This window comes from Sphingomonas sp. (assembly GCF_050725575.1).
In the GTDB taxonomy this organism is placed as follows: Bacteria; Pseudomonadota; Alphaproteobacteria; order Sphingomonadales; family Sphingomonadaceae; genus Sphingomonas.
Window position 1 is genome coordinate 92,328 of the sequence record NZ_JBOHHW010000009.1, and the last position, 23,330, is coordinate 115,657.

A 23,330-nucleotide genomic window follows, 5' to 3' on the forward strand; every position below is an offset into this window, starting at 1 on the left:
GCATATCAACCTAAAGTCGGACCTTCGGGGGGAGCAAGACGATGGCCGTAAACGACGATCCGGTGATCAGGCGGGACGCGATGATTCGCGGCGTCCTGCTGGGCATATTGATCCTGGCGATCGCGACGACGATGGTCCTGTCGAAACGGTCGCGGTTCATCGGCGACCAGTCCTGGGTTCTGCCCGGCGCCCCGATTGCCTATCGTGATCTGCCGCGCGACTATGTCCGGGTCCTTGACGACTATGGCATCCATATTCTCAAGCTCGGGCGTCAGCGGACGATCCCGGCCGGTGCGCCCTTTCCCGTGCTGGGCGACGAGAAGCCGCCGCTGAGATTCGGCTATTCCTTCTACGAGAAGACTGTGGCGGCGATGCCGTTCATCGTCCGCAAGCAACATGGCCATGTCATCTATTACGAGAATGGCGCGGAGTTCGTCGTGATGCCGCTCAACGACGAATATCTGCAGCGGATCGGCGTCAAGACGGCAAAACCGCTCGATGACGGCGATTTCCCGCTATGGCCACATATGTGGGGCTGGCTGTTCGTGGTCGCCATCGCCGGTGTCGGGCTGTTCGAGCTCGGTGCTGCGCGGCGGCGGCGCGAGGTCACGGGGATCATGTAGCATCCCATCCAATTGTCATCCCCGTGAACCTGAGGGCACCGATGGTAGCGATTTCTCGACCTGCCGTCGGACTGCCAGGCCCGACAATCATCGGCTATGACCGATACATGGCAATCAGCCGGCTTTAGGCGGCATCCTTCGTCAACGCCTCCACATAGCGGGACGCGGGCCGGATCAACCGGCCGGTCAGCGCCTGTTCGCGAGCGTGCGCCAGCCAGCCCGCGACCCTGCCCATGGCGAAAACTCCCGTGAATGCATGCTTCGGGAACCCTGCCGCTTCCAGTAGAAGAGCCGTATAGAATTCGACGTTGGTTTCGAGCACGCGATCGGGTTTGCGCCGATGGAGCGCATCGAGCGCGGCCTGTTCGACACTTTCGGCGAAACGCAACCGGGCATCGACACCCCCGAACGACCGAAGCGCGGCCTTGAGCGCGTCGGTGCGCGGATCGCGCGTGCGATAGATGCGATGCCCGAAACCCATTAGCCGCTCGCCTTTGTCCAGCGCACGGTCGATCCAGCGTGCGCTGTCGCCTTCCTCCGCGATCGCGTCGAGCATGTCGATAACCGGACCGGGGGCTCCTCCATGAAGCGGCCCCTTGAGCGCACCCAACCCCGCGAGAACCGAGGAGGTCAGCCCTGCCTGGGTGGAGGCGACCACCCGCGCAGCGAAAGTGGAAGCGTTGAGACCATGGTCGCTTACGGTAACAAGATAGGTGTCTAGTGCCCGTGCGCCGTCCGATCGACCCAGCATTCGGATCACGTCTGCGGCGTGGCCTGCATTGGCCGATGGCTCGATTGCCTCGTCGCCCGCCTGCATCCGGATCAGCGCCGGAAGAAACACCGCAGGGGCCGCGAGCAGGCGTAGCGCATCGGGCAGCGCCGTGTCGTCGGGCAGCATGGCCATCGCGGCACGCATGCCGTCATAGGCGGGCAGTTTCGACATCGGCCCGAGCAATTCCTGCGTTCTCTCGAACACATCGACGCGTGCGGCGCCCAGCCTTGCCGCAAATTCCGCCGCATCGGGCAAATCGGCGAAGAAGTCCGTAAACAGGAGGTGAGCGGTCTGTTCGAACGTCCAATGCCCTGCCAATGCCGAAAGCGGATATCCGCGGATGATCAACTGCCCGACCGCGCCGCGGACGTCCGACAGCACCGTTTCGGCAGCCACGACGTCTTCTAGACCATTATTCATTTCATTCGCTCCTTGACTGGCAACGAGCGAGATGATCCCTTCACCGTAGTGAATCAATCTTGATCAAGTGAATCAATCATGCGCGAATGGATGACACGGGAGGAGGTGCTGGCGAAGCTCAACGTCCGGGCCCAGACGCTCTATGCTTATGTCAGCCGTGGCCAGATCGAGCGCAGAGCCGACCCCGCGGACCCGCGGCACAGCCTCTATCGGGGTGACGACATTCTCGCGCTTGCCGAGCGGCGCGCGCGCGGGCGCCGCCAAACATCCGTTGCGGCGAGCACGCTGGCATGGGGCGAACCCGTGATCCCCACAGCCATCGCGACGGTCAGTCACGGGGAATTGATCTATCGGGGCGAGACCGCCACGGCCCTTGCCGCGCGCATGGGGCTGGAGGAGGTTGCGGCGCTGCTGTGGGAACAGCCGGACGCCATTGTCTTTCCGGAAGCCTCCGTGGGTGACGACCCGTTTCAGGCTCTCGCCGCATTAGCCGGAAAGGCGCGATCGCTGATCGGCAGGCCTGCCGCGAAACTGGTAAACGAAGGTGCGATGTGCGTCGCGGCGATGGCGTCTGCTTTTGGCGCCGCTGGGGCGGGCTCGATCCATCACCGGCTTTCCGCTGCATGGGCCCTCGACATGGAAGGCGAGGAACTGGTTCGACGCGTGCTGGTTCTGCTCGCCGATCATGAACTCAACCCGTCGACGTTCGCGGCACGCGTCGCCGCCTCGACGGGCGCCGGAATGCCCGCCTGCATCCTCGCCGGCCTGGCCACCCTGTCGGGACCGAAACATGGCGGCGCCGGCGCAGCGCTCGAATCTTTTCTCATCGAGGCGATCAATACGGGCGCCGACGCCGCGATAGAGCGCTGGCTCTCGACAGGGCATGGGCTGCCCGGATTTGGCCACCCGCTCTATCCCTATGGGGACCTGCGCGCGCGCGCCTTGCTTGTGCATATCCAGCCGGATGGGGAACTCGCGAGGCTGCGGAATGCGGTCATGGATATGCTGGGATTGCAACCGAACATCGATTTTGCGCTCCTCGCGATTGCGCGCCGATATACCTTGCCGCCGCGATCCGGTTTCGCACTGTTCGCCATTGCCCGAACGGTCGGCTGGGTGGCACACGCCCTTGAACAGGCGGCAACCGGCGCGATCATCAGGCCTCGCGCACGATATCAGGGCCGAAGTCAAACAGCGCCTTTGTCCTGACCGGCATCACCGGCATGGCTTCGACTGTTGTCGGGAGTAAAAGCGGCTAGTTCCTCGATCGGTGCGACCGTTCAAATTGCTACTTCGGCGAGTTATAGCATCGGCGTGCCCGCGAAAGCGGGAATGACGGACAGGTCGGTCCTTTTAAACCAGCGGCGCGGTTCGGCCGATCACCTGCCCGGCCAGCTCACGCAGCGCCGCGCGCAAGGCCGGGGGATCGATCACTTCGATCTCCGGCCCGATCGCAAGCAGGTCGAGCGCGGCCTGTTCCGGGCGTTCGACCGGCAGGGTCAGGCGCACCCAGCCATCGCGTTCCACCGCCCCGGCGCCCTGCACGGCGCGCGCGGCATAGCTGCCGAGCCGGGCCAGCCGCTTGAGGCCGACCGGGGAGGCGCGCAACACGGCCTCGCCTTGCCGCAACTCGCTTTCGAACCGCTCGGTCGCCATCGACCAGAAGCTGCCGAGTTCGAACTCCGCCGGCCGCTCGAACACGGTGTCGAGCATCGTTGCCGAAAGGATATTGGACACTTTGAAGATCCGCGTCTTGCCGCGTGCGGCGGCGACGCAGTACCAGCCGCCGCCCTTCATCACCAGGCCAAGCGGCTCGATCCGCCAGTCATGCGTCGCGGTCCAGCTTTCGTAGCGCATCTCGACCACGCGCTGGTCGAGCACCGCGCGGGTCAGGCGGGGCAGATGCTCGGCCGGCTGATCGTCGCGGTACCAGTCGACCGGATCGAGATGGAAGCGTCCGCCGATCCGCACCGCGCCATCGACCGATCCGGGCGCCAGCGAGGCAAGCAGCTTGCCTTTCGCGCGCGATGCCGCCGGGCCCAGCCCGAGCGCCGCGGCCGGGCCGGGCAGGCCGATCATCAGCATCGCCTCCGCCTCGTCGCTGGCGAGCCCGGTCAGCCGGGTGCGATAGCCGTCGAGCAGCTGGAATCCGCCGCCCGGGCCGCGATCGCCATAGACCGGCACGCCCGCCGCGCTCAGCGCGTCGATATCGCGGTAAATGGTCCGTTCCGAAACCTCGAACTCCTCCGCCAGCGCCCGGGCGGTCAGCCGCGTACGGAGTTGCAACAGGATCAGGATCGACAGGAGCCGGCTTGCGCGCATGAATCGGCTATGCCCGATAATAGCTGACGGAAAGTGTCAGGTAGCACGGTCCATAGCGCTTCGCATCACAGGCGAAAGGGAATGGACATGGCACAGACAATCGGACGCAGGACAATGTTGCAGGGCGCAGCGGGCCTGATCGTCGCGCAACTGGCGCTCACAGGCGGCGTGACGGCGGCGAGCGCGGCCGGGGTCGAACCGCTGGGCAAGCCGGGCGATTTCGACTTCCTGACCGGCGAATGGCGGATTCACAACCGCATGATCAAACCGGGCACGGCGAGCGAGTGGATCGAGTTTCCCGGCGAAGCGACGGTGCGCGCGATCCTGGGCGGGGTGTGCAGCGTCGAGGAACTGCGCATCCCTGCGCGCGACTTCTCCGGCATGGGGCTGCGCCTGCTCGATCTCGAAAAGCGACTCTGGTCGGATCATTGGGTCAATGGCAAGTCGGGCGTGGTCACTGTGCCGGGACAGCTGGGCGTGTTCCGGGACGGCGTCGGCACGTTCGAGTCCGAGGAAATGGACGGCGGCGCCAGGATGCTGGTGCGCGGGATATGGGACCGGATCACCCCGACCTCGCACCGCTGGTATCAGACCGTCTCGCGCGACGGCGGCAAGAGCTGGGCGGAAAACTGGTACATGGACTGGACCCGCGTGGCGTGAGCCGGATCGGACAGGCGCTTTCACAAGGCGGGCTTGTCAATTGCGCCGCCGCTTTGATTTGACGCAACCCGCTGGCGCGTCATGAAGGGCGCGCCAGCCGAGGGGAGCCGCAGCGATGTCCAGCCTGATACTTCATGAATATGCCCAGTCCGGAAATTGCTACAAGATCCGCCTCACCGCGGCCTATCTCGGCCTGCCGGTCGAGCGGCGCGAGTATGACATCCTGGCAGGCGAGACGCGGACGGCGGATTTTCTCGGCAGCGTCAACGCCAATGGGCGTATTCCGGTGCTCCAGATCGGTGATCAATTCCTGCCCGAGAGCGGTGCGGCATGCCTGTATCTTGCCGACGGGTCGGCATTGATCCCGGCGGACCGGTTCGAGCGCGCGGATATGATGCGCTGGATGTTCTGGGAACAATATAATCACGAACCCAATGTCGCGACACTGCGCTTCTGGCGCCTGTTCATCGGCGAGGGCGGGCTGAACGAGACGCAGCGCGCGCAGCTCCCGCTCAAACAGGCGGCGGGCGAGGCGGCGCTTGCGCTGATGGACGAGCATTTGCGCGCGCGCGATTATTTTGTCGGCGACCGGCTGACGCTCGCCGACATTGCGCTTTACGCTTATACCCATGTCGCCAACGAGGGAGGCTTCGATCTGTCTCGCTACCCATCCGTACAAAGATGGACCGCGCAAGTCGCGACGACGCCGGGGCATGTAACATTGGACGCTTGAACTGACACGGAACTGTCACGCGTCACGATTCTAAATGTAACACGACATCGTCATAGCCGCTGCAATGGGAAACCTTAGCGGGGCGAGGCCATGAACGTCATCAGCAAGCTTGTAAGCGACGGCAATATTACCGATCTGGCGGACTTCGCCAATTCCCATCCGGTGATTCCGGAGCGGATCGTGGAGGGGCGGCGGCAATATCGCACGATCTGGATTTCCGACGTGCATCTCGGCACGCGCGGCTGCAACGCGACGATGCTGATCGACTTTCTCGATCATGTCGACAGCGAGACCATGTATCTGGTCGGCGATATCATCGACGGATGGCGGCTGAAGAAGAAATTCTACTGGCCGTCGGCGCATAACGATATTGTCTGGCGGTTGCTGAAGCGCGCCAAGCGCGGCACCCGCGTGATCTATATCCCGGGCAATCATGATGAGGTGTTCCGGCAATTCTCCGGGCTCGATTTCGGCGGCGTGTCGATCCGCCGCCAGGCGATCCATGAAACCGCCGATGGCCGCCGCCTGCTCGTGCTGCACGGCGATGAATTCGACGCGATTACCTTGACGCATCGCTGGCTGGCGCATGTCGGCGATGTCGCGTATGAATTCATGATGGCCCTGAACCGCTGGGTAAATGCGTATCGCCGCTTCTTCGACCTGCCTTACTGGTCACTGTCGAAACACGCGAAGGCCAAGGTGAAGAACGCAGTCGAATTCATTTCGAATTACGAAGAAGTCGTGGCGCAGGCGGCGGGCAGCCGCGGCGTCAACGGCGTCGTTTGCGGCCATATCCACACCGCCGAGTTCCGCGACATCGGCGGCGTGGAATATTATAATGATGGCGACTGGGTGGAGGGATGCACGGCGCTGGTCGAACATTTCGACGGCCGCATGGAGCTGATCCACTGGGCCGACGAGATCGCCCGGCGCGAACTGCCCGATGACGCACCAGGACAAGCCCGCGCGGGGATCGAGATGATGGCGGCCTGACCAAAGTGCGCATCGCGATCGCCACTGACGCGTGGACGCCCCAGGTCAACGGGGTCGTGCGGACCTTGCAGATGGTCCGTGCCGAACTCGAGCGCCTGGGCCACGAAGTGCTGATCGTCTCGCCCGACCTGTTCTATTCGGTGCCGTGCCCGACCTATCCGGAAATCCGCCTCGCCTTTGCCAGCACCTATACGGTCGGCAAGATGCTGGAGGATTTCGCGCCGCATGCGATCCATCTCGCGACCGAGGGGCCGGTGTGCGTCGCGGCGCGGCGCTGGTGCCTCAGCCGCGAATTTCCCTTCACCACCGCCTATCACACTCAGTTCCCCGATTATGTCGCGGCGCGGACCGGCGTGAACCCCGAATGGGTATGGCGCTATATCCGCTGGTTCCATGCCCCGGCGCAGTCGATCCTCGCCTCGACATCGTCGATTGCCGAGACGCTGAAGGCGCATGGCCTGACCCGCATCCGGCATTGGGGACGCGGGGTCGACCTGTCGGTCTTCGGTGCCGATGTCGCGCCCGATCCCGCGATCAAGGCGCTGCCGGGCCCGATCCAGCTCTATGTCGGCCGCGTCGCGGTGGAAAAGAATATCGAGGCGTTCCTGCAGACCAGTCAGCCCGGCACCAAGGTGATCATCGGTGATGGCCCCGCACGGTCCGCGCTGGAGGCGAAATATCCGGACGCGACGTTCCTTGGTCCCCGCTTCGGTGCCGATCTCGCCGCCTGCTATGCCGCCGCCGATGTGTTCGTCTTCCCGAGCCGGACCGACACGTTCGGGCTGGTGATGATCGAGGCGCTGGCGTGCGGCGTGCCGGTCGCGGGTTATCCGGTGACCGGGCCGATCGACATCCTGAACGACCGGGTCGGGGCGATGGACGAGGATCTCGACACGGCGATCGCGGCGGCGCTGACCCGCGACCGCGCGGCCTGCATGGCTTACGGCCAGACCTTCACCTGGGAAGCGAGCGCGCGCCAGTTCCTCGGTGCGCTGGTGCCGGCATTCGGTGACGAGGCCGCCGCGGCCTGAGCTGCCTTTGCGATACCGCTTTGCCGTCTGACCTGCCAGAGACGAGCGTCTGCTTCTCTGGTTATTGCGGCGACAGTGTCACCGTAATTATCAATAGGACAACTATGGACGCGCTGTCATTCAAGAATGCCCTTCAAGCAGCAAAGCCCGATATGGTATCTCTATTGGGAGAAGGACTTAGCAGCGACGAAGCTGCGGATATAATTGCCACCTTTGAGGTACGCGAGCGCGCAGTTGAGCAGGATACCAGCCTACCAGACTCCACGCTCAATGATCTTTTTGCGCGCTATGACGCCAGCAATGTCGAAATAGGAATGGTGCGCTTCTGCCATGTCCCGGAGCAAGTGTCATACGGCTATATTATAGGGCAGGTGGAAGCCGATTACTTGGCCCTGGAAGCTTCTTCCGGCGAGGTGACGGTGCGAGATATTACTTGTCCAGACCACACGATATGGACGTGCGCGCGGGATGGAACTAGCTTGCTCGCAGCACTTGCGGCGGCAGCAAAATATCTGGGCGCTGGCATCGCGATCGATCAATCCGGGTCGGAACTGCAATGCCAAACCCTTGACCGCTGCATACTGCTTGCGGGCGGCCCTGCGCATGGCGACTTCTACAGAATGCTATTGGGCGTGGAATAGCGGCCGCTGGGCGCGTGAGCGTCCGGGATTGAAGGCTACCAGCCGGCATGTGCCGGCCCTGGCCTGTTATGAAGGCCGCAAAAGGGTCGAAAGGATCCTTCGCGCCAATGGCCAGTCGGTCGATAAACTGTTTGCCGCGCGTAGCGAGAAACAGGGTGATCGCCAGTGCACAAGGGGATGGGGAGGCAATGCCTTGCCACTCCGCGCCATCCGCAGTAAGTCGGGCGCCAGCACATGGCCGCTCCGAAAGGGGCGGCCCTTTCTGTTTTTAAGGAGTTTCACCATGGCTCAGCCGCTCATGCCGCATGCGACCGCGTCGTGGCTCGTCGACAATACCTCGCTCTCGTTCGAGCAGATCGCTGAATTCTGCGGCCTGCACATCCTCGAAATCCAGGCGATCGCCGATGATACCGCCGCGACCAAACTGACCGGCCGCGACCCGGTTCGTGCCCATGAACTGACCCAGGAAGAAATCGACAAGGGCCAGGCCGATCCGGAATATTCGCTCAAGATCCTGAAAGGTCCGGAACAGGTCCGCCGCACCAAGGGCCCGCGCTACACGCCGGTGTCGAAGCGTTCGGACAAGCCCGACGGCATCGCCTGGATCATCCGCAACCATCCGGAAATCACGGATGGCGCGATCGGCAACCTGATCGGCACGACCCGTACCACGATCGCGGCGATCCGCGACCGCAGCCACTGGAACATCGCCAACATCACGCCGAAGGATCCGGTCACCCTGGGCCTGACCACGCAGCGCGAGCTCGACGCGGCGGTGGCCAAGGCGGCCAAGGCGGCGGGTCTCGAAGCGCCGGTCGATACGCGGCTTGAGGGCGATCGTGAGGCGCTGATCACTGAGCTGCGCGCGCAGCGTGCCCAGGCCGTGCTCGACGCTGAAGCGGTCGAAGCCGGCGAGGCGCCCGCCTCGGCCGAGCCGACCGCCGAGAATCTGTTCAAGCGCTGATCGGTCGGTCGCCGCGCGCCGGCCAAGGCTGGTGCATGGCGCCCGCCGTTTATCGACACGCCATCATGACGTGCAGGGGCTCGCCGCCTCTGCCGTCTGGGCCTCTTCGCGCGCGCCGAACACCACGAAGCTGATCCCGGCCAGCGTCCAGACGCCGATTCCGCCATAGAGCATGACCCAGCCAAAGCCGTTGACCAGCGCGTCGTGAACCACTGCGCCGGACAGTTCCGGCACGGCGGCGGTGTTGCCGGCGGCGATCCGTTCCGCCAGCGAGCGCAGTGCCGCATCATCGACTGACGCTGGCAACACGCTTCTGAGATGTGTCGCGACACCGCTGATCAGGATGAAGCCCATCATCGCGATGTTGATCGCGAGCGAGATCATCCGCGCGCTCATGTCGATACCCGATGCCATGCCGGCGCGGTCGCTCGAGATCGCGCCCGTCGTGGTATTGGTGACCGGCGTGTTGGTCAGGCCGATGCCGATCCCGGCAAGCAGTGCGCCGGGCAGCATCGTCACCCAGCTCGCGTCCGCGGCGGCGCTGCCGGCCTTCATCACGAAGAATCCCAGGCCGATGACGAATAGCCCGGCCGGAATGACGAGAGCGGCGCGGTAGCGCAGCGCCAGCCGCTCCGCGACCGGCGGCACCAGCAGCGCCGGCAGTGTATAGGCAAGCAGCGCCGTCCCGGTCGTGACGGTGTCATAGCCAAGCCCGGCATGGAACCAGATCGGCAGGTAGATCATGAACGGCCAGAAGCTGATGTTCATCGCCGCCGACCCGACCACTGCGCCGGAAAAGGCCCGGATGCGGAAGACCGAAAAGTCGATCATCGGCCGGGGGCTGATCTTCTCGGCGATGATGAAGGCGATGAAACTCGCCGCTGCCAGGCCGATGATGCCGAGCGCGACCGGGCTGCCAAAGCCGAGCGCGGGCCCCTGCGTGATGTAGAAGGCGAGGCAGAAGACCGACAAGGAAAGCGTGAGGATGCCAATCATATCGAGGCTTTCCGCACCGGGATCGCGCGATTCCCGGACGCCGATGACGGCGAGGAGCGCGGTGATTGCGGCGAGCACGACATGGACCAGGAAGACCCAGGCCCAGCTCGACAGCGCGACGATCGCACTGCCGATGATCGGCCCGAAGCCGAGGCCGATGCCGAAGATGATTCCCCACCAGCCGAATGCCATGCCGCGTTCCTGCGCCCCGCTGAACTGGTGCGACAGGACCGCGACCTGGCAGATCAGCATCACCCCGCCGCTCATGCCCTGAAGGAAGCGCGCGGCGATCAGCACGGCGACGTTGCCGGTGAGGCCGCAGATCAAGGATGTCGCGCCGAAAGCGATGATGCCGATCAGGAAAATGCGCCTGCGGCCATAACGGTCGGCCAGCGTGCCAGTGGCGAACAGCACGGTGGTCACCGCGATGGTATAGGCGTTCATGATCCATTGCAGCTCGCTAAAGTCCGCGTGCAATGCCTGCTCCAGCGTCGGCAGGATCGCCGGGATGCTGGAAATCTCCAGGCCGAACATCAGCGAGGACAGGCAGACGGCGGCCAGTGCGATCAGGCTCTGGCTGCGGGATGTGAGGGGCATGGTTCGGCCTTTCGACACCGGGATGGGCCGATGCGAGATAATGCGTGCTTGATCATAACAGAATTGGATGATTAGATATTTCAGAGACGACGGAAATGGATAGATGCCGTGATGACGCTGGATGTGGACGCGGTCCGTGCCTTTGTGACGATCGCTGACCTACAAAGCTTTACCCGTGCCGCTGAAGCGCTCGGCAGCACGCAAGGGGCGATCAGCGTGAAGTTGAAGCGGCTTGAGGAGCGGCTCGATCACCGGCTGATCGAGCGAACGCCGCGCTCGGTGCGCTTGTCGGCACAAGGAGCGGTGTTCCTCGAATCCGCCCGCGATTTTCTCTGTGCGCATGACCGGGCGGTGATGGCGCTTTCCTCGCCCCGCCGCCATTTCGCGCTGGGCATCGCCGCGCATGTCGCCGGCCCCGAAGTGCCCACGTTGCTGGCCCGGCTCAACGCGCATGACCCGGGCCTGACGATCGAAGTGCAGCTTGATACGTCACGCGCATTGCTCGATGCCTTTGACCGCGGCGAACTCGATGCGGCGATCATTCGCCGTGAGGATGACCGGCGCGACGGCGAGGTCCTCGGGCCGGAGCATTTCGGCTGGTTCGCCGCCCCGCAGTTCGAGCATCGCCAGGGTGAGCCGCTCAAGCTCGCTGCCCTGTCGTCGGTGTGCGGCGTCCGCGACATCTCGACCCGCGCGCTCGATGCCGCCGGCATTGCCTGGACTGAGGTTTTCCTTGGCGGCGGATCGTCGGTCGTGACGGCGGCGGTGTCGGCCGGTCTGGCGGTCTCGGCATTTTCCTGCCGCCTCGCACCGGCCGACACGGTGGAGGTCAGCCAGCGTTTCGGACTGCCACCGCTGCCATCCTCTGAGATTGTCCTGCACTCCACGCTGACCGATACCAAATCTCGCGAAGCACTGCGCACCCTGGCGTGCGCCTTTCGGGAGCATCGCGCGTCTTCCCATTGAAGACATTCCGTCCAGTCACAGCAACGCACACATAGTTGTTGGCACGCGCGTCATTCCGTTGCTACCCGCAACCTATGTCGACCGCGCCCCAGTCCGATGCCGCCTTCGTTCCCGACGAGAGCTTCGTGCCCACCAGCCACAAGGGGCTGACCTACCCGTTCGGCGGCGCTGAACCGGCCGATGGCGATGTGATGACGGTGGCCGAGGGTATACGCTGGGTCCGGCTCAGGATCCCCGGGCCACTCAAGCACGTCAATTGCTGGCTGCTCGATGATGAAGACGGCGTCGCGCTGATCGACACCGGCATGAACACGACCGAGGCGCGCGCCGCGTGGAAGGCCGTGTTCAAGGGGCCGCTCTCCGGGGTGCGCGTGACGCAGATGATCGGCACGCATTTCCATCCCGATCATATCGGACTTGCCGGCTGGATGTGCGATCATCACGCGGCGCCTTTGGTGATGACGCGCGGCGAATGGCTGACCGCGCAGATGCTCGTCGCCGATGCGCGTGACGGGATTCCGGGGGAGGTCACCGCGATGCGGGTCGGTGCCGGCTGGAACGAGGAGCAGATCGCCCATGCGGCGGAGCGTGGCTGGGCGGGCTTTCGCCGCATCGTCACGCCGATGCCGCTCAGCTTCACGCGGATCAAGGATGGCGACACGCTGAGCATCGGCGGCCAGGCGTGGCGCGTGGTGGTCGGATCGGGCCATAGCCCGGAACATGCCTGCCTGCTTAACGAGGCGACGGGCATATTGATCGCGGGCGATCAGGTGCTGCCGCGGATCAGCCCCAATGTCTCGCTCGGCGTGACTGAGCCCAATGCCGACCCGCTTGGCGAATGGTTTGCCTCGATCGCCAAGCTCAAGACCTTGCGTGACGATCTGCTCGTGCTGCCGGGGCATGGCGATCCCTTTACCGGCCTCCATGCCCGGCTCGACGCGATGGACCGCGAGCATCATGAGCGGCTCGATGAACTCGAAGTCTTCCTGTCCGAGCCGCGTCGCGCGGTGGATTGTTTCGGCCGCCTGTTCCGCCGCGCGATCGGTCCCGACATGCTTGGCATGGCGACGGGCGAAGCGCTGGCGCATCTCCGCCGGCTCGAGATCGAGGGCAGGGCAGTGAGGAACGTTGTCGACGGTGTGTGGTGGTATCGCGCGATCTGACGCGCTAGTTATGCCGCGCCGGGGGGCGATTCATCTTTGGAGCCGCCAATGTCCGATCTTCGCGACCGCGCCATCCAGATCTATGACGCCTTCACCCATGAGCACCGCGATCGCCGCACCTTGCTGCGCGAAATGGCGGCGCTCGCCGGATCGGTCGCCGCGGCCGAAGTGCTGATCGCGGGCATTGCCGCGTCGCCCGCCGCTGCCGCGATCATCGATCCGGCCGACCCGCGCCTGGTGACGCGCAAGGGCAGCTACGATATCGGCCCGGGCAAGAGCATGACCGGCTATTTCGCTGCACCGCGCGATGCGAGAGGCGCGGGTGCGGTGATGGTGATCCATGAAAATCGCGGCCTGACCCCACATATCGAGGATGTCGCGCGCCGCGTCGCGCTGGGCGGTTTCTACGCCGTCGCGCCTGATTTCCTGTCCGACCAGGGCGGTACGCCGGCCGATGAGAATGCCGCGCGCGACCTGATCGGCAAGGCCAATTACGATGCCGTCATCGCCAGCGCGATCGCGACGATCGCGCGGCTCAAGACGCGCGAGAACGGCAATGGCAAGGCGGGGATCATCGGCTTTTGCTGGGGCGGCGCGCTGGTCAACCGCGTCGCGGTTGCGGCGGGCGATGCGCTGTCGGCGGGTGTCGCTTATTACGGTCCCGCACCCGCGCCGGAAGAGGCGGCCAAGGTACAAGCGCCGCTGCTGCTCCATTATGCCGGCAAGGACGCACGCGTTGCGGCGACCGGCGTGCCCTGGACCGAGGCGCTCAAGGCGGCGGGCAAGGACGTGACCGCCTATACCTATGAGGGTGTCGATCACGCCTTCAACAACGACACCTCGAAGGAACGCTATAACGAGGCGGCGGCGACGCTGGCATGGGAACGCACCATCGCTTTCCTGCACAGCCATCTTGACGGCTGACCGTTCGAATGTTCTATATATGTTCCATAATCTGAACATGGAGAGTGCGATGAGCCTGACCTTTTACACCAATCCGATGTCACGCGGCCGGATCGCGCGCTGGATGCTCGAAGAGACTGGCGCGGATTATGAAACGGTGGTGCTCGACTTCGCGTCGTCAATGAAGGACGAGGCCTATCTCGCGGTCAATCCAATGGGGAAGGTGCCGGCGATCGTCCATAACGGCCATGTCGTGACAGAGTGTGCCGCGGTTTGCGCCTATCTCGCCGATGCCTTTCCGGAGGCTGGCCTTGCCCCGCCGACTGCTGACCGGGCGGATTATTACCGCTGGATGTTCTTCGCTTCGGGACCGACCGAGCAAGCGGTCACCAATAAGTCGCTCGGCTTCGCGCCGACCGCCGAGCAGGGCCGGATGGCCGGCTATGGCAGTTACGACCTGATGGTCGATGTGCTCGAACAGGCAGTGTCGGCGCATCCCTATATCACCGGCGACAGCTTCACCGCCGCCGATGTCTATGTCGGATCGCAGGTCGCCTGGGGCACGCAGTTCGGCACGCTGCCGAAGCGCGATGCCTTTGTCGATTATGTCGCCCGCCTCACGGCGCGCGAGGCGTATCAGCGCGGCAATGCCAAGGACGATGCATTGATGCCGGCACAGCAGCCGGCCTGATCTTCGCTGCCGATGGCAGGCGGGTAGGGAAAGACAGGGGTAGAATATATCAAACCGTCACCCCGGACTTGTTCCGGGGTCCACCGCGCTACAAACGAGCGGATCGCGATGGCACCGTCGCCCCGGAACAAGTCCGGGGTGACGGTGCTGTTACGGCTTATTCCGGTCCCGAACCCGCCCCGGCAGCGCCGCCATCACAGCATCGCGCCATTCGGCCGTGCCGCTGGTCCAGCCGGCGATTTCGTCGATCGTCCGCGCGCATCCGGCGCACAGGCCGGACACCTCGTCGATCTCGCAGATATTGATGCACGGACTCGCGATCCGCACCACCGGGACCGTTTCGAAAATCCCGCCCATGGTGTCAGTCGACGATGAGCTTGGCGCTCAGGAAGCTTGGCATCGGGCCGTTCCAGCCGTCATCGGGTCCATCGTCGGGCTCGCGGCGATGGTCGCGCGCCGGACGCTCGTCACGGGCAGGACGCTCGTCACGGGGCGGCCGTGCCGCACGTGCCGGCCGCTCCTCACGGGCGGGACGGGCGTCGCGCGCAGGCCGTGCATCGCGCGGCGCTCGCGGCGTGCGGGCCGGGGCTTCCTCCGCCTCCGGCGTATCGGCCTCGACCGGTGCCGGTTTGGCTGAACGGCCCTTTGCCGCCGGCTTGGCGCGTGAGCGTCCGCGCGGCTTGGCGTCGCCGTCATCGTCGGCCGCGGCGATGTCCGCTGCGCCCTCGTAGCGGTCGATTTTCAGGCCAGTCAGCTTCTCGATATTCTGGATATTCTCGGCATCGTCCGACGTCACCAGCGTGAAGGCGACCCCGGTCGCCCCCGCGCGGCCAGTGCGGCCGATGCGGTGGACATAATCATCTGGGTGCCAGGGCGCATCGAAGTTGAACACATGGCTCACGCCCTTGATGTCGAGTCCGCGCGCCGCGACGTCGGACGCGACCAGGATGTTGACGTCGCCGGCCTTGAACCGGTCGAGCTCGGCGATGCGCTGCGATTGTTCCATGTCGCCGTGAATCTCCGACGAACGGAAGCCCTGGCGCTGCAGCGCCTTGTTGAGTTCGCGCACCGTGGTCTTGCGATTGGAGAAAATGATCGCGGTACGCACATCCTCGGCGCGCAGCAGCTCGGTCAGCTTTTCGCGCTTCTTCGACGAGGTGACCGGCACCAGCCATTGCTTGATGTTGATGTTGGCGGTCGCGGGACGCGCCACTTCGATTGTCTTGGGATTGTCGAGGAACTTGTCGGCCAGCTTCTTGATCGGCGGCGGCATCGTCGCGGAGAAGAGCAGGGTCTGGCGCTGCTTGGGCAGCTTGGTGCAGATTTCCTCGATATCCGGGATGAACCCCATGTCGAGCATGCGGTCGGCCTCATCGATCACCAGCAGCGAGCAGCCGGTGAGCAGGATCTTGCCGCGCCCGAACAGGTCCATCAGCCGGCCCGGCGTCGCGATCAGCACGTCGACGCCCTTTTCCAGCGCCTTTTGCTGGTCGGTCATCGATACGCCGCCGATCAGCAGCGCCATCGAGAGCTTGTGGTATTTGCCGTATTTCTCGAAATTCTCCGCGACCTGCGCGGCGAGTTCGCGCGTCGGCTCGAGGATCAGCGAGCGCGGCATGCGTGCGCGGCTGCGCCCTTCGCCGAGGATATCGATCATCGGCAGCACAAAGGCCGCGGTCTTGCCCGTGCCGGTCTGCGCGATGGCGACGATGTCGCGCATCATCAGCACGCTCGGGATCGCGCTCGCCTGAATCGGAGTCGGTTCGGTATAACCGGACTCGTTCACGGCTTTTAGGAGTTCGTCGGAAAGGCCGAGATCGGCAAAAGTCATGCTGTGTCCGGAAAAATCAGGCTTGGGGAAAGCCACCAGCCAGTAATGGTGCGCTTGCGGATAAGAGGGCAAAAGTCAAGGTAAAGGCGCTCGTCCGACTTTACGCGACGAGCAATTAAAGCCCTAATCTCTTCCGCGTTTGGATTGAAGCCGTTTGAACGAAGAAATCGGGCAGGCGCGGCCAGAGCGCGAGCGGATGATGTCGCGTTCGGCGCAGATCATGCCGTCGGGAGTCTTCTTGATGTAGAAGCCGGCGTAGAAATCGAGTGCGGGGCAATCATGATCGAGCTTCGCCCGCATCCTGCTGCCATCGGCCATCATCAAATCGACGCTGTCCTTGCGTGCCTCCGCCGACCCGGCGAGATTCTGTACCGGGATGCATTTGGGACCGTTCTTCTCGGCCATGCGCCGTGGTGAATCCGGTATGACGATATCGGCCATTGGCGGCGGACCGACCGGCGGGCGCGGCACGCGGATGATGATCCGCTGCCGAATCGTCAGCTGTGCGACCAACACGCCCCTGTTACCCTGATCCTTGTCGGTCGGGGGCGGGGCGGCCAGCAATAGGATCACAACAGGGACGATCGGATTCGGCATGAACCGCCAACAATTACCGCAAACGTTTGAACAGTCGATGAACTAATGACACTGGCCGCGCAGCATTCGGCGGTGTGTCGCTTTTGAGCGCACCGCAATTGGCCTGTACCGCGCCGCGTGATAGCGCAGCGCCATGACATCCGCCCAATCCCTGCTGATTGAGTCCGTCCGCGCTGCGCTTGGGCCCAAGGCAGTGCTGACCGATCCTGCCGATATCGACCCCTGGCTGCATGACTGGCGTGGCCGCTATCACGGCGCGAGCCCGGCGATCCTCGCGCCTGACAGCACCGCGGGCGTCGCGACGATCGTGGCGCTGGCCGGGGAACAGGGCGTCGCGCTGGTGCCGCAGGGCGGCAATACCGGCATGGTCGGCGGCGCGACACCGCCCACGGACGGATCCGCGCTGATCCTGTCGCTGCGCCGGCTTAACCATATCCGCAGCGTCAGGCCGGCGGACAATCTCGCCATCGCCGAGGCGGGCGTGATTCTCGCCGATCTCCATGCCGCGGCGCTCGCACAGGGCCGCCGTTTCCCGCTCACGCTTGGCGCACGCGGCAGCGCGACGATCGGCGGGCTGGTCTCGACCAATGCCGGCGGCACGCAGGTGCTGCGTTTCGGCACGATGCGCGCGCTCGTCGCCGGCGTCGAAGCGGTGCTGCCTGACGGTTCGATTCATGACGGCCTCGCCGCGCTGAAGAAGGACAATCGCGGCTATGATCTCAACCAACTGCTGATCGGCGCGGAAGGGACGCTCGGCATCGTCACCGCGGCGACCTTGCGTCTCGTCCCCGCCGTCACGGCGCGCGCGGTCGCCTGGGTCGGGCTGGAAGGCCCGGAGGCGGCACTCCGCTTGCTCCGCCGGCTCGAAGCCGCGACTCACTCGATCGAGAGCTTCGAGATCATCCCGGCCGATTCGCTTGGCCTGGTGCTGCGCCACATCCCCGGCACGCGGGCGCCGCTCGGCGGCAGTCATCCCTGGCATGTGCTGATCGAATCGGTCGCGACCGACGAGGCGGCCGAATCGCCCGCGGCGCTGCTTGAGCGCCTGCTCGCCGCCGCGCTGTCGGATGGCATGGCCAATGACGCAGTGATCGGCGCAAGCGAGGCGCAGGCCGAGGCGTTCTGGCGGCTGCGCGATTCGATCTCCGAGGCCGAACGCGCCGCCGGCCCCGCCGTGCAGCACGACATCTCGGTCCCGGTCTCGGTCATGCCGCGCTTCATGATCGAGGCCGCGGCGGCCTGCGAGGCGGCATTTCCCGGCACGCATGCCAGCGCTTTCGGCCATCTCGGCGACGGCAATGTCCATTTCCATGTCCGCGCGCCCGCCGGGGTCGATCCGGCGCGCTGGTATGCGGAGGATGCGCCGGGCGTGACGCGCTTCGTCAACGATCTCGTCGTGGCAAGCGGCGGATCGATCTCCGCCGAACATGGCATCGGCCAGATGAAGCTTGGCGAACTCGAACGCCTGTCCTCGCCCGCGCGCATGGCCGTGCTGCGCGCGATCAAGGGTGCGCTCGATCCGCATGGCTTGTTCAATCCCGGGAAGCTCGTGACGCTTGCGCCGACGCCCGCCAAGCCATAGAGCCACGAGCCATTCGGCTCGCGTAGTGTGCGCCCGATCAACGACGATCGTTTTCAATGGAGATTCCAATGGCCAGCGCGCCGCAACAGCAATCGCAACTGCCGCTCTTCTATAACGCGCTAGAGCCGCTCTCATCCGAAGCCCATGCCAATTATCGCGCCCGGGCGATGGACAGCGCACCGTTCCTGGTCAACCAGCACACCATTCCGATCACGGTCGACGAATTCACCCTGGCGCAGCGTTTCATGCCGATCGTCTTCACCGCCGGCGACGATGCGATCCCGATCGCGCTGATGGGGCTGAACGAAGGCGTCAACGTCTTCATCGGCGACGACGGCAAGCTGCTCGAGAATAATTTCTACGTGCCGGCCTATGTCCGCCGCTATCCCTATATGCTCGCGCGGCTGCGTCCCGATGCACAGGAACTGTCGCTGTGCTTCGATCCGACCTCGGAGGCACTGGGCAATTTCGACGATGGCGAGCCGCTGTTCGCTGACGGCCAGCCGACCGAGCTGGTCAAGAACGTCCTCGCGTTCAACGAATCGTTCGAACAGGCCGGCGCCCGCACCAATCAGTTCATGGGCGAGCTGCGCGAAATGGGCCTGCTGATGGAAGGCGAAGTCTCGATCCAGCCCGAAGGCGCCGAACAGCCCTTCGTCTATCGCGGCTTCCAGATGGTCAATGAAGAGAAGCTCGCCGATCTGCGCGGCGATCAGCTGCGCAAGATCCACAAGAACGGCATGCTGCCGCTGCTCTATGCACATCTGTTCTCGCTGCCGCTGATGCGCGATATCTTCGCGCGCCAGGTACAGCTCGGCAAGATGCCGGTGCCCGAACTGACCATCTGACCTGAACGATAAAGATCCGCAGCGCCTCTGTCATGACCGATGGTCATGGCAGGGGCGCTGTCCGTTCCGGCTCCATCTCGTGCCGGCGTCATTCGCCGATGATCGTATCGATCAGCCGCTGGTCCTGGTCATGAACCCAGCATTCGATCAGCAGCCCGTCGGCCACCTGATAGAGCAGCAGACGATCGACCTCGACCGGCTGGTCGCCCTGCATCAGCATTTCGCGCGCCACGATCGCGCCGAACCGGTCGCCCGCCATGATGTCGGTGACGCCGATCAGCTTGCGCCGCGTGCGCTGCGCAAAGGCCGCCAATGTCCTGAGCGCCGCCGCCTTGCCGACATGATCGCCCGACAGGGCGGATTGGCCGAAATAATGCAGCGTGAAGTCATCATGATAGCATGCCACGATCGCGGCCAGATCACCGCTCGTCCAGGCCGCCGCATAGCGCTTCAGCGCCTGTCGCACTGCCGCTTCGCCCGGTCCGGAACTGGGACCGGCCGTTGCCGGCAATGCGCCAACCGCGCCGAGCAGGGTAATCGCCTTGACCATGGTGCGCCGTGTCCATTCATGTTGCATGATGCGATCATGGCAAATCCGGCCCGATCACGCTTTCATGATGCGGCTGCCCCCCAACCGCCGGCGGCGCGCATCTTCGCCTGGGGTGCGCGGGCGCTGTATGTGGGGCCGGCGCTCAATCTCTCCGCGCATCGCAATGCCGTCGCAGTGATCGCGCTTGCCCTTGACGGCGCATTCGGCGTCGCCGACCCGCCGGCGGAGACGTCGGGGCATTATCGCCGCTGCCGCAGCGTCGTCATTCCGCCCGGCCGGCTGCACCATTTCACCGACACGCAGGGGCGTATGGCGTTCCTGTATGTCGATCCCTTCAGCGACGACCTTGCCCGGCTGCGCGCTTCGGCCCGGGCGCCGGCGCCGCATGCCGCATTCGACCTGGGCGAAGAGGATGCCCTGATCGGCGTGATGACCGCGCTGGCCGATAACAGGGCCGACTGGCCGACGACGCGCGCCGCGCTGGATTCGCTGCTTGCCGGGGCATCGCGCCCGATCGACCCGCGGGTCGAGACCGCACTGGCGATGCTCCATGCGCAGGCCGGCGAGCGCCCCTCGCTGGATCTGCTCGCGGCACGGACCGGCTTGTCCGAATCGCGCCTGCGCCATGTGTTTAAGGCCGCGACCGGCGTGCCGCTGCGTCGCTACCGGCTGTGGGCCGCGATGCGCACCGCGATCGGCACCATGGCGCGCGGCGAAACCCTGACCGCCGCGGCGATGGACGGCGGCTTCGCCTCATCGGCGCATTTCAGCGCGGCATTTCGCGCCATGTTCGGCATGGAGCCCTCGCGTCTCGCCAAAGGCGGTCTGGCGATGGAGGGATAGAGTTTGATCGAGCGGGCCGGTGCCGCCATCCAGCGAAGCTGGATCAAACTCCAGGCGATCAGGCCGCGTCCGCCGCTGCCGTGGTCCAGCCCAGCCCCGGAATGGTGATCGAGCGCCGCCCCGACAGGTCGGTGCGCGTGACCAGGATGTTGCGCCCCTCCATATAACTCATCACCCGCCGTGCGCGGCCAAGCGAGCTGGTGCCATAGGTGCGCGCGACATCCTCGTCGGTCGGGCAGGGCTCGCCCTCCTTCGCCGCGCGCGCGACGAGCAGATAGGCGCCGAGCATGTCGTCGGGCAGATCGTAAGCGGCGCGGATCACCTCCGCCCATTCCTCGTCCAGCCCCTCGAAAATCCCCGCGCGCGCGGCGGCGAGACGGCGCGCAAAGGCCGAGGTGTCGAGCGGCGCGCGGTATACGCCGGCCATGCGGCACCGCACCTGGAAATCCTGGAACAGCACCGCCGCGGTGCGCGACGCCGCATCGGGATCGGCAACGATCGCGCGCATCACGTCGCGCACCACCTGTTCGATGAATACCGGGTCTTCGGCCGGCTTCATTGCCGCCGGCTCTGCTTCGACCGGATGCGCGATCTGCTCGATCAGCTCCTCGGCCGGCGCGGGGCGCGGTGGGGGAGGTGGCGGTGGCGGCGGCATGTCCTCCAGCCCTTCGAGCAGGAACTGTTTCATGTCCGCTGCCGGCGCATCGGGCAGTGGGGTCAGGATCGGACTGCCGCTGCGCGCCGATGTCTCGACCGCGCCGATGCGGATCTCGACCGGACGGCGCGACACGGCTGGCCCGAGCGCGAGAAAGGTCCCGCGCTGCAGGTCGCGGATCGCCTCGGCCTGGCGCCGCTCCATGCCGAGCAGATCGGCGGCGCGCGCCATGTCGATATCGAGAAAGGTACGCCCCATCAGGAAGTTCGAGGCCTCCGCTGCGACATTCTTCGACAGCTTGGCGAGCCGCTGCGTCGCGATGATCCCGGCCAGCCCGCGCTTGCGCCCGCGGCACATCAGGTTGGTCATCGCCGACAGCGAGGCACGGCGGATTTCCTCCGATACTTCGGCGCCGGCCGCGGGCGCGAAGATCTGCGCTTCGTCCACCACCACCAGCGCCGGGTACCAATATTCGCGCGGCGCATCGAACAGGCCCGACAGGAAGGCGGCGCAGCAGCGCATCTGCCCCTCCATCTCCAGCCCTTCGAGGCTCAGCACCACCGAGGCGCGGTGCTCGCGGCAGCGCGCGGCGAAGCGTGTCACTTCAGTCACCGAATAGGCCACCGCCTCGATCGCGGTATGGCCATAGGGTCCGGCCAGCGTGGTGAAGTCGCCCTCGGGATCGATGATGATCTGCTGCACATGGCCGGCGCTGCGTTCGAGCAGGCGGCGCAGCAGGTGCGACTTGCCCGACCCGGAATTGCCCTGCACGAGCAACCGCGTCGCGAGCAATTCCTCGAGATCGATCGGCACGCTTTTCCCCGCGCCGTCGGTGCCCATGTCCACCTGAAACGTCATGGAACCGGCATGGCCGATGCAAGGGCAGGGGGGCAAGGGGTAAGCGATGAGGAGGGGGCGTTTTCACTCCTCCCCGTGCCGGGGAGGATCTAAGCGCCCACCATTTCCCGCAACGCAATCACCGCCTCCGCCTCGGCAAGGTGCAACCGTTCCACCATCCGTCCATCGACCCTGATCGCGCCCTTGTCGGCATTCTCCGGCAGTGCGAACGCCGCCACCACGGCCCGCGCCGCGGCAAGTTCCGCGTCGCTCGGCGTGAAGATCCGGTTGCATGTCTCGATCTGCTTCGGATGGATCAAGGTCTTGCCGTCGAACCCGAATGCTCGCCCTTGCCGGCACTGCGCCTCCAGCCCCGCCGCATCGTCGATTCCGTTGAACACGCCGTCGAGAATGGTCAGGCCGTATGCCCGCGCCGCCGCCACGGATTGCGCCAGGAAGCCCAGAAACGGCACCCGCTCGACATCCAGCGTCGCGCGCATTTCCTTGGCGAGATCATTGGTGCCCATCACCCAGCAACTCAGCCGCGTGGTGCGCGCCTGTGCGGCGATCTCCTCCAGCCGGAACATCGCGCGCGTCGTCTCGATCATCGCCCAGAGCCGGGTATGCTCCGGCGCCGCCGCGATCAGCGCGTCATAAGCGGCGACCTCGGCCGCGTCATTGACCTTGGGCACCAGGATCGCATCCGGTCCCACCGATGCCAGCGCGGCCAGATCGTCGCGCCCCCAGGGCGTGTCCAGTCCATTGGCGCGAATGATCAGCTCGCGCGTGCCGAACCCGCCGTCCCTGACCACCGCAAGGGCGATGTCGCGCGCCGCCGCCTTGGCCTCGGGCGCGACCGCATCCTCCAGGTCGAGCACGACCGCATCGCACGGCAGGTCGCGCGCCTTCTCGATCGCGCGAAGGTTGGAGGCGGGCATGTACAGCAGGCTGCGGCGGGGACGTGTCATGCCGCCTTCATAGCCGCTTATGGGCAGCCCTCAATGCCCGCGCATGTCTTATCCCCACCCCCCACACCGTTCGCCCTGAGCCTGTCGAAGGGCGCGCCGCAAACTCGCCGCGGCATTGGGGGAGACGGGGCTTCGACAGGCTCA

24 protein-coding genes are annotated in these 23,330 nt (G+C 65.2%); 15 read left to right on the top strand and 9 right to left on the bottom strand.

Translation table 11 applies throughout. The features are described from left to right. The first annotated feature begins 41 nt into the window (after positions 1–41). Positions 42–623 carry a hypothetical protein gene (locus tag ACRECS_RS08710; RefSeq protein ID WP_431582564.1) on the top strand — a complete coding sequence of 194 codons (582 nt, stop codon included), beginning with the start codon at positions 42–44 and terminating at the stop codon, positions 621–623. A gap of 124 nt (positions 624–747) precedes the next feature. Here the strand turns inward: ACRECS_RS08710 and ACRECS_RS08715 are convergent, their stop codons facing one another. After that, on the bottom strand, positions 748–1,815 hold the full coding sequence (locus ACRECS_RS08715) for a citrate synthase/methylcitrate synthase (RefSeq protein WP_431582565.1): 1,068 nt from the start codon (positions 1,813–1,815) through the stop codon (positions 748–750). A gap of 78 nt (positions 1,816–1,893) precedes the next feature. Here ACRECS_RS08715 and ACRECS_RS08720 point away from each other — a divergent pair, with 78 nt between their 5' ends. Next, positions 1,894–3,024 carry a citrate/2-methylcitrate synthase gene (locus ACRECS_RS08720; protein WP_431582566.1) on the top strand — a complete coding sequence of 377 codons (1,131 nt, stop codon included), beginning with the start codon at positions 1,894–1,896 and terminating at the stop codon, positions 3,022–3,024. Positions 3,025–3,168: 144 nt separating this feature from the next. On the opposite strand, the gene ACRECS_RS08725 is transcribed toward ACRECS_RS08720, so the two are convergent. Next, positions 3,169–4,137, bottom strand: coding sequence for a helix-turn-helix transcriptional regulator (locus ACRECS_RS08725; RefSeq protein WP_431582567.1), 969 nt, complete (start codon positions 4,135–4,137; stop codon positions 3,169–3,171). Positions 4,138–4,224: 87 nt separating this feature from the next. On the opposite strand from ACRECS_RS08725, the gene ACRECS_RS08730 reads away from it, so the two are divergent. The 6 genes from ACRECS_RS08730 to ACRECS_RS08755 all read left to right on the top strand — a co-directional run bounded on the left by ACRECS_RS08730 (position 4,225) and on the right by ACRECS_RS08755 (position 9,159). Continuing rightward, positions 4,225–4,797: a hypothetical protein gene (locus ACRECS_RS08730; RefSeq protein ID WP_431582568.1), complete on the top strand. Its 573-nt coding sequence runs from the start codon at positions 4,225–4,227 to the stop codon at positions 4,795–4,797. A 115-nt stretch (positions 4,798–4,912) separates the two neighbouring features. Next, positions 4,913–5,530, top strand: coding sequence for a glutathione S-transferase family protein (locus tag ACRECS_RS08735; RefSeq protein ID WP_431582569.1), 618 nt, complete (start codon positions 4,913–4,915; stop codon positions 5,528–5,530). A gap of 90 nt (positions 5,531–5,620) precedes the next feature. After that, positions 5,621–6,523: a UDP-2,3-diacylglucosamine diphosphatase gene (locus tag ACRECS_RS08740; protein WP_431582570.1), complete on the top strand. Its 903-nt coding sequence runs from the start codon at positions 5,621–5,623 to the stop codon at positions 6,521–6,523. Between the two features lie 5 nt (positions 6,524–6,528). Continuing rightward, on the top strand, positions 6,529–7,554 hold the full coding sequence (locus ACRECS_RS08745) for a glycosyltransferase family 4 protein (RefSeq protein WP_431582571.1): 1,026 nt from the start codon (positions 6,529–6,531) through the stop codon (positions 7,552–7,554). Positions 7,555–7,658: 104 nt separating this feature from the next. Beyond that, positions 7,659–8,195: a hypothetical protein gene (locus ACRECS_RS08750; RefSeq protein WP_431582572.1), complete on the top strand. Its 537-nt coding sequence runs from the start codon at positions 7,659–7,661 to the stop codon at positions 8,193–8,195. Positions 8,196–8,478: 283 nt separating this feature from the next. Continuing rightward, positions 8,479–9,159 carry a cell cycle transcriptional regulator TrcR gene (locus ACRECS_RS08755; protein ID WP_431582573.1) on the top strand — a complete coding sequence of 227 codons (681 nt, stop codon included), beginning with the start codon at positions 8,479–8,481 and terminating at the stop codon, positions 9,157–9,159. Positions 9,160–9,222: 63 nt separating this feature from the next. Here ACRECS_RS08755 and ACRECS_RS08760 read toward each other — a convergent pair whose 3' ends face one another. Beyond that, positions 9,223–10,752: an MFS transporter gene (locus ACRECS_RS08760; protein ID WP_431582574.1), complete on the bottom strand. Its 1,530-nt coding sequence runs from the start codon at positions 10,750–10,752 to the stop codon at positions 9,223–9,225. 111 nt (positions 10,753–10,863) lie between these two features. Between ACRECS_RS08760 and ACRECS_RS08765 the strand changes: the two genes are divergently transcribed. The 4 genes from ACRECS_RS08765 (at position 10,864) to ACRECS_RS08780 (ending at position 14,475) form a co-directional block, all read left to right on the top strand. Continuing rightward, positions 10,864–11,718 carry a LysR substrate-binding domain-containing protein gene (locus ACRECS_RS08765; protein ID WP_431582575.1) on the top strand — a complete coding sequence of 285 codons (855 nt, stop codon included), beginning with the start codon at positions 10,864–10,866 and terminating at the stop codon, positions 11,716–11,718. A gap of 74 nt (positions 11,719–11,792) precedes the next feature. After that, positions 11,793–12,881 carry an MBL fold metallo-hydrolase gene (locus ACRECS_RS08770; RefSeq protein ID WP_431582576.1) on the top strand — a complete coding sequence of 363 codons (1,089 nt, stop codon included), beginning with the start codon at positions 11,793–11,795 and terminating at the stop codon, positions 12,879–12,881. Between the two features lie 48 nt (positions 12,882–12,929). Then, positions 12,930–13,805, top strand: a complete 876-nt coding sequence (locus tag ACRECS_RS08775) for a dienelactone hydrolase family protein (RefSeq protein WP_431582577.1) — start codon at positions 12,930–12,932, stop codon at positions 13,803–13,805. Between the two features lie 49 nt (positions 13,806–13,854). Continuing rightward, positions 13,855–14,475, top strand: coding sequence for a glutathione S-transferase family protein (locus tag ACRECS_RS08780; RefSeq protein ID WP_431582578.1), 621 nt, complete (start codon positions 13,855–13,857; stop codon positions 14,473–14,475). Positions 14,476–14,625: 150 nt separating this feature from the next. On the opposite strand, the gene ACRECS_RS08785 is transcribed toward ACRECS_RS08780, so the two are convergent. The 3 genes from ACRECS_RS08785 to ACRECS_RS08795 all read right to left on the bottom strand — a co-directional run bounded on the left by ACRECS_RS08785 (position 14,626) and on the right by ACRECS_RS08795 (position 16,903). Beyond that, entirely contained in the window at positions 14,626–14,832 is a 207-nt protein-coding gene (locus ACRECS_RS08785; protein ID WP_431582579.1) for a DUF1289 domain-containing protein, read from the bottom strand. Positions 14,833–14,836: 4 nt separating this feature from the next. Continuing rightward, on the bottom strand, positions 14,837–16,306 hold the full coding sequence (locus ACRECS_RS08790) for a DEAD/DEAH box helicase (RefSeq protein WP_431582580.1): 1,470 nt from the start codon (positions 16,304–16,306) through the stop codon (positions 14,837–14,839). Positions 16,307–16,429: 123 nt separating this feature from the next. Then, entirely contained in the window at positions 16,430–16,903 is a 474-nt protein-coding gene (locus ACRECS_RS08795; RefSeq protein WP_431582581.1) for a hypothetical protein, read from the bottom strand. A gap of 133 nt (positions 16,904–17,036) precedes the next feature. On the opposite strand from ACRECS_RS08795, the gene ACRECS_RS08800 reads away from it, so the two are divergent. After that, positions 17,037–18,485 (top strand): FAD-binding oxidoreductase, encoded by a 1,449-nt coding sequence (locus ACRECS_RS08800; RefSeq protein WP_431582582.1) that lies wholly within the window; start codon positions 17,037–17,039, stop codon positions 18,483–18,485. 68 nt (positions 18,486–18,553) lie between these two features. After that, on the top strand, positions 18,554–19,333 hold the full coding sequence (locus ACRECS_RS08805; protein WP_431582583.1) for a SapC family protein: 780 nt from the start codon (positions 18,554–18,556) through the stop codon (positions 19,331–19,333). Positions 19,334–19,421: 88 nt separating this feature from the next. Here the strand turns inward: ACRECS_RS08805 and ACRECS_RS08810 are convergent, their stop codons facing one another. Beyond that, a complete protein-coding gene (locus tag ACRECS_RS08810) occupies positions 19,422–19,910 on the bottom strand; it encodes a nuclear transport factor 2 family protein (protein ID WP_431582584.1) in 489 nt (162 codons plus the stop codon). A gap of 9 nt (positions 19,911–19,919) precedes the next feature. Here ACRECS_RS08810 and ACRECS_RS08815 point away from each other — a divergent pair, with 9 nt between their 5' ends. Beyond that, the gene (locus ACRECS_RS08815) at positions 19,920–20,726 is read left to right on the top strand and encodes a helix-turn-helix domain-containing protein (RefSeq protein WP_431582585.1); all 807 of its coding nucleotides are present in this window, start codon (positions 19,920–19,922) and stop codon (positions 20,724–20,726) included. 58 nt (positions 20,727–20,784) lie between these two features. Here the strand turns inward: ACRECS_RS08815 and ACRECS_RS08820 are convergent, their stop codons facing one another. Together ACRECS_RS08820 and ACRECS_RS08825 are read right to left on the bottom strand one after the other, a co-directional pair. After that, positions 20,785–22,239: a helicase HerA domain-containing protein gene (locus ACRECS_RS08820; protein ID WP_431582586.1), complete on the bottom strand. Its 1,455-nt coding sequence runs from the start codon at positions 22,237–22,239 to the stop codon at positions 20,785–20,787. An 89-nt stretch (positions 22,240–22,328) separates the two neighbouring features. Next, complete coding sequence (locus tag ACRECS_RS08825) at positions 22,329–23,186, bottom strand: HpcH/HpaI aldolase/citrate lyase family protein (protein WP_431582587.1); 858 nt, start codon at positions 23,184–23,186, stop codon at positions 22,329–22,331. Positions 23,187–23,330 lie beyond the last annotated feature (144 nt).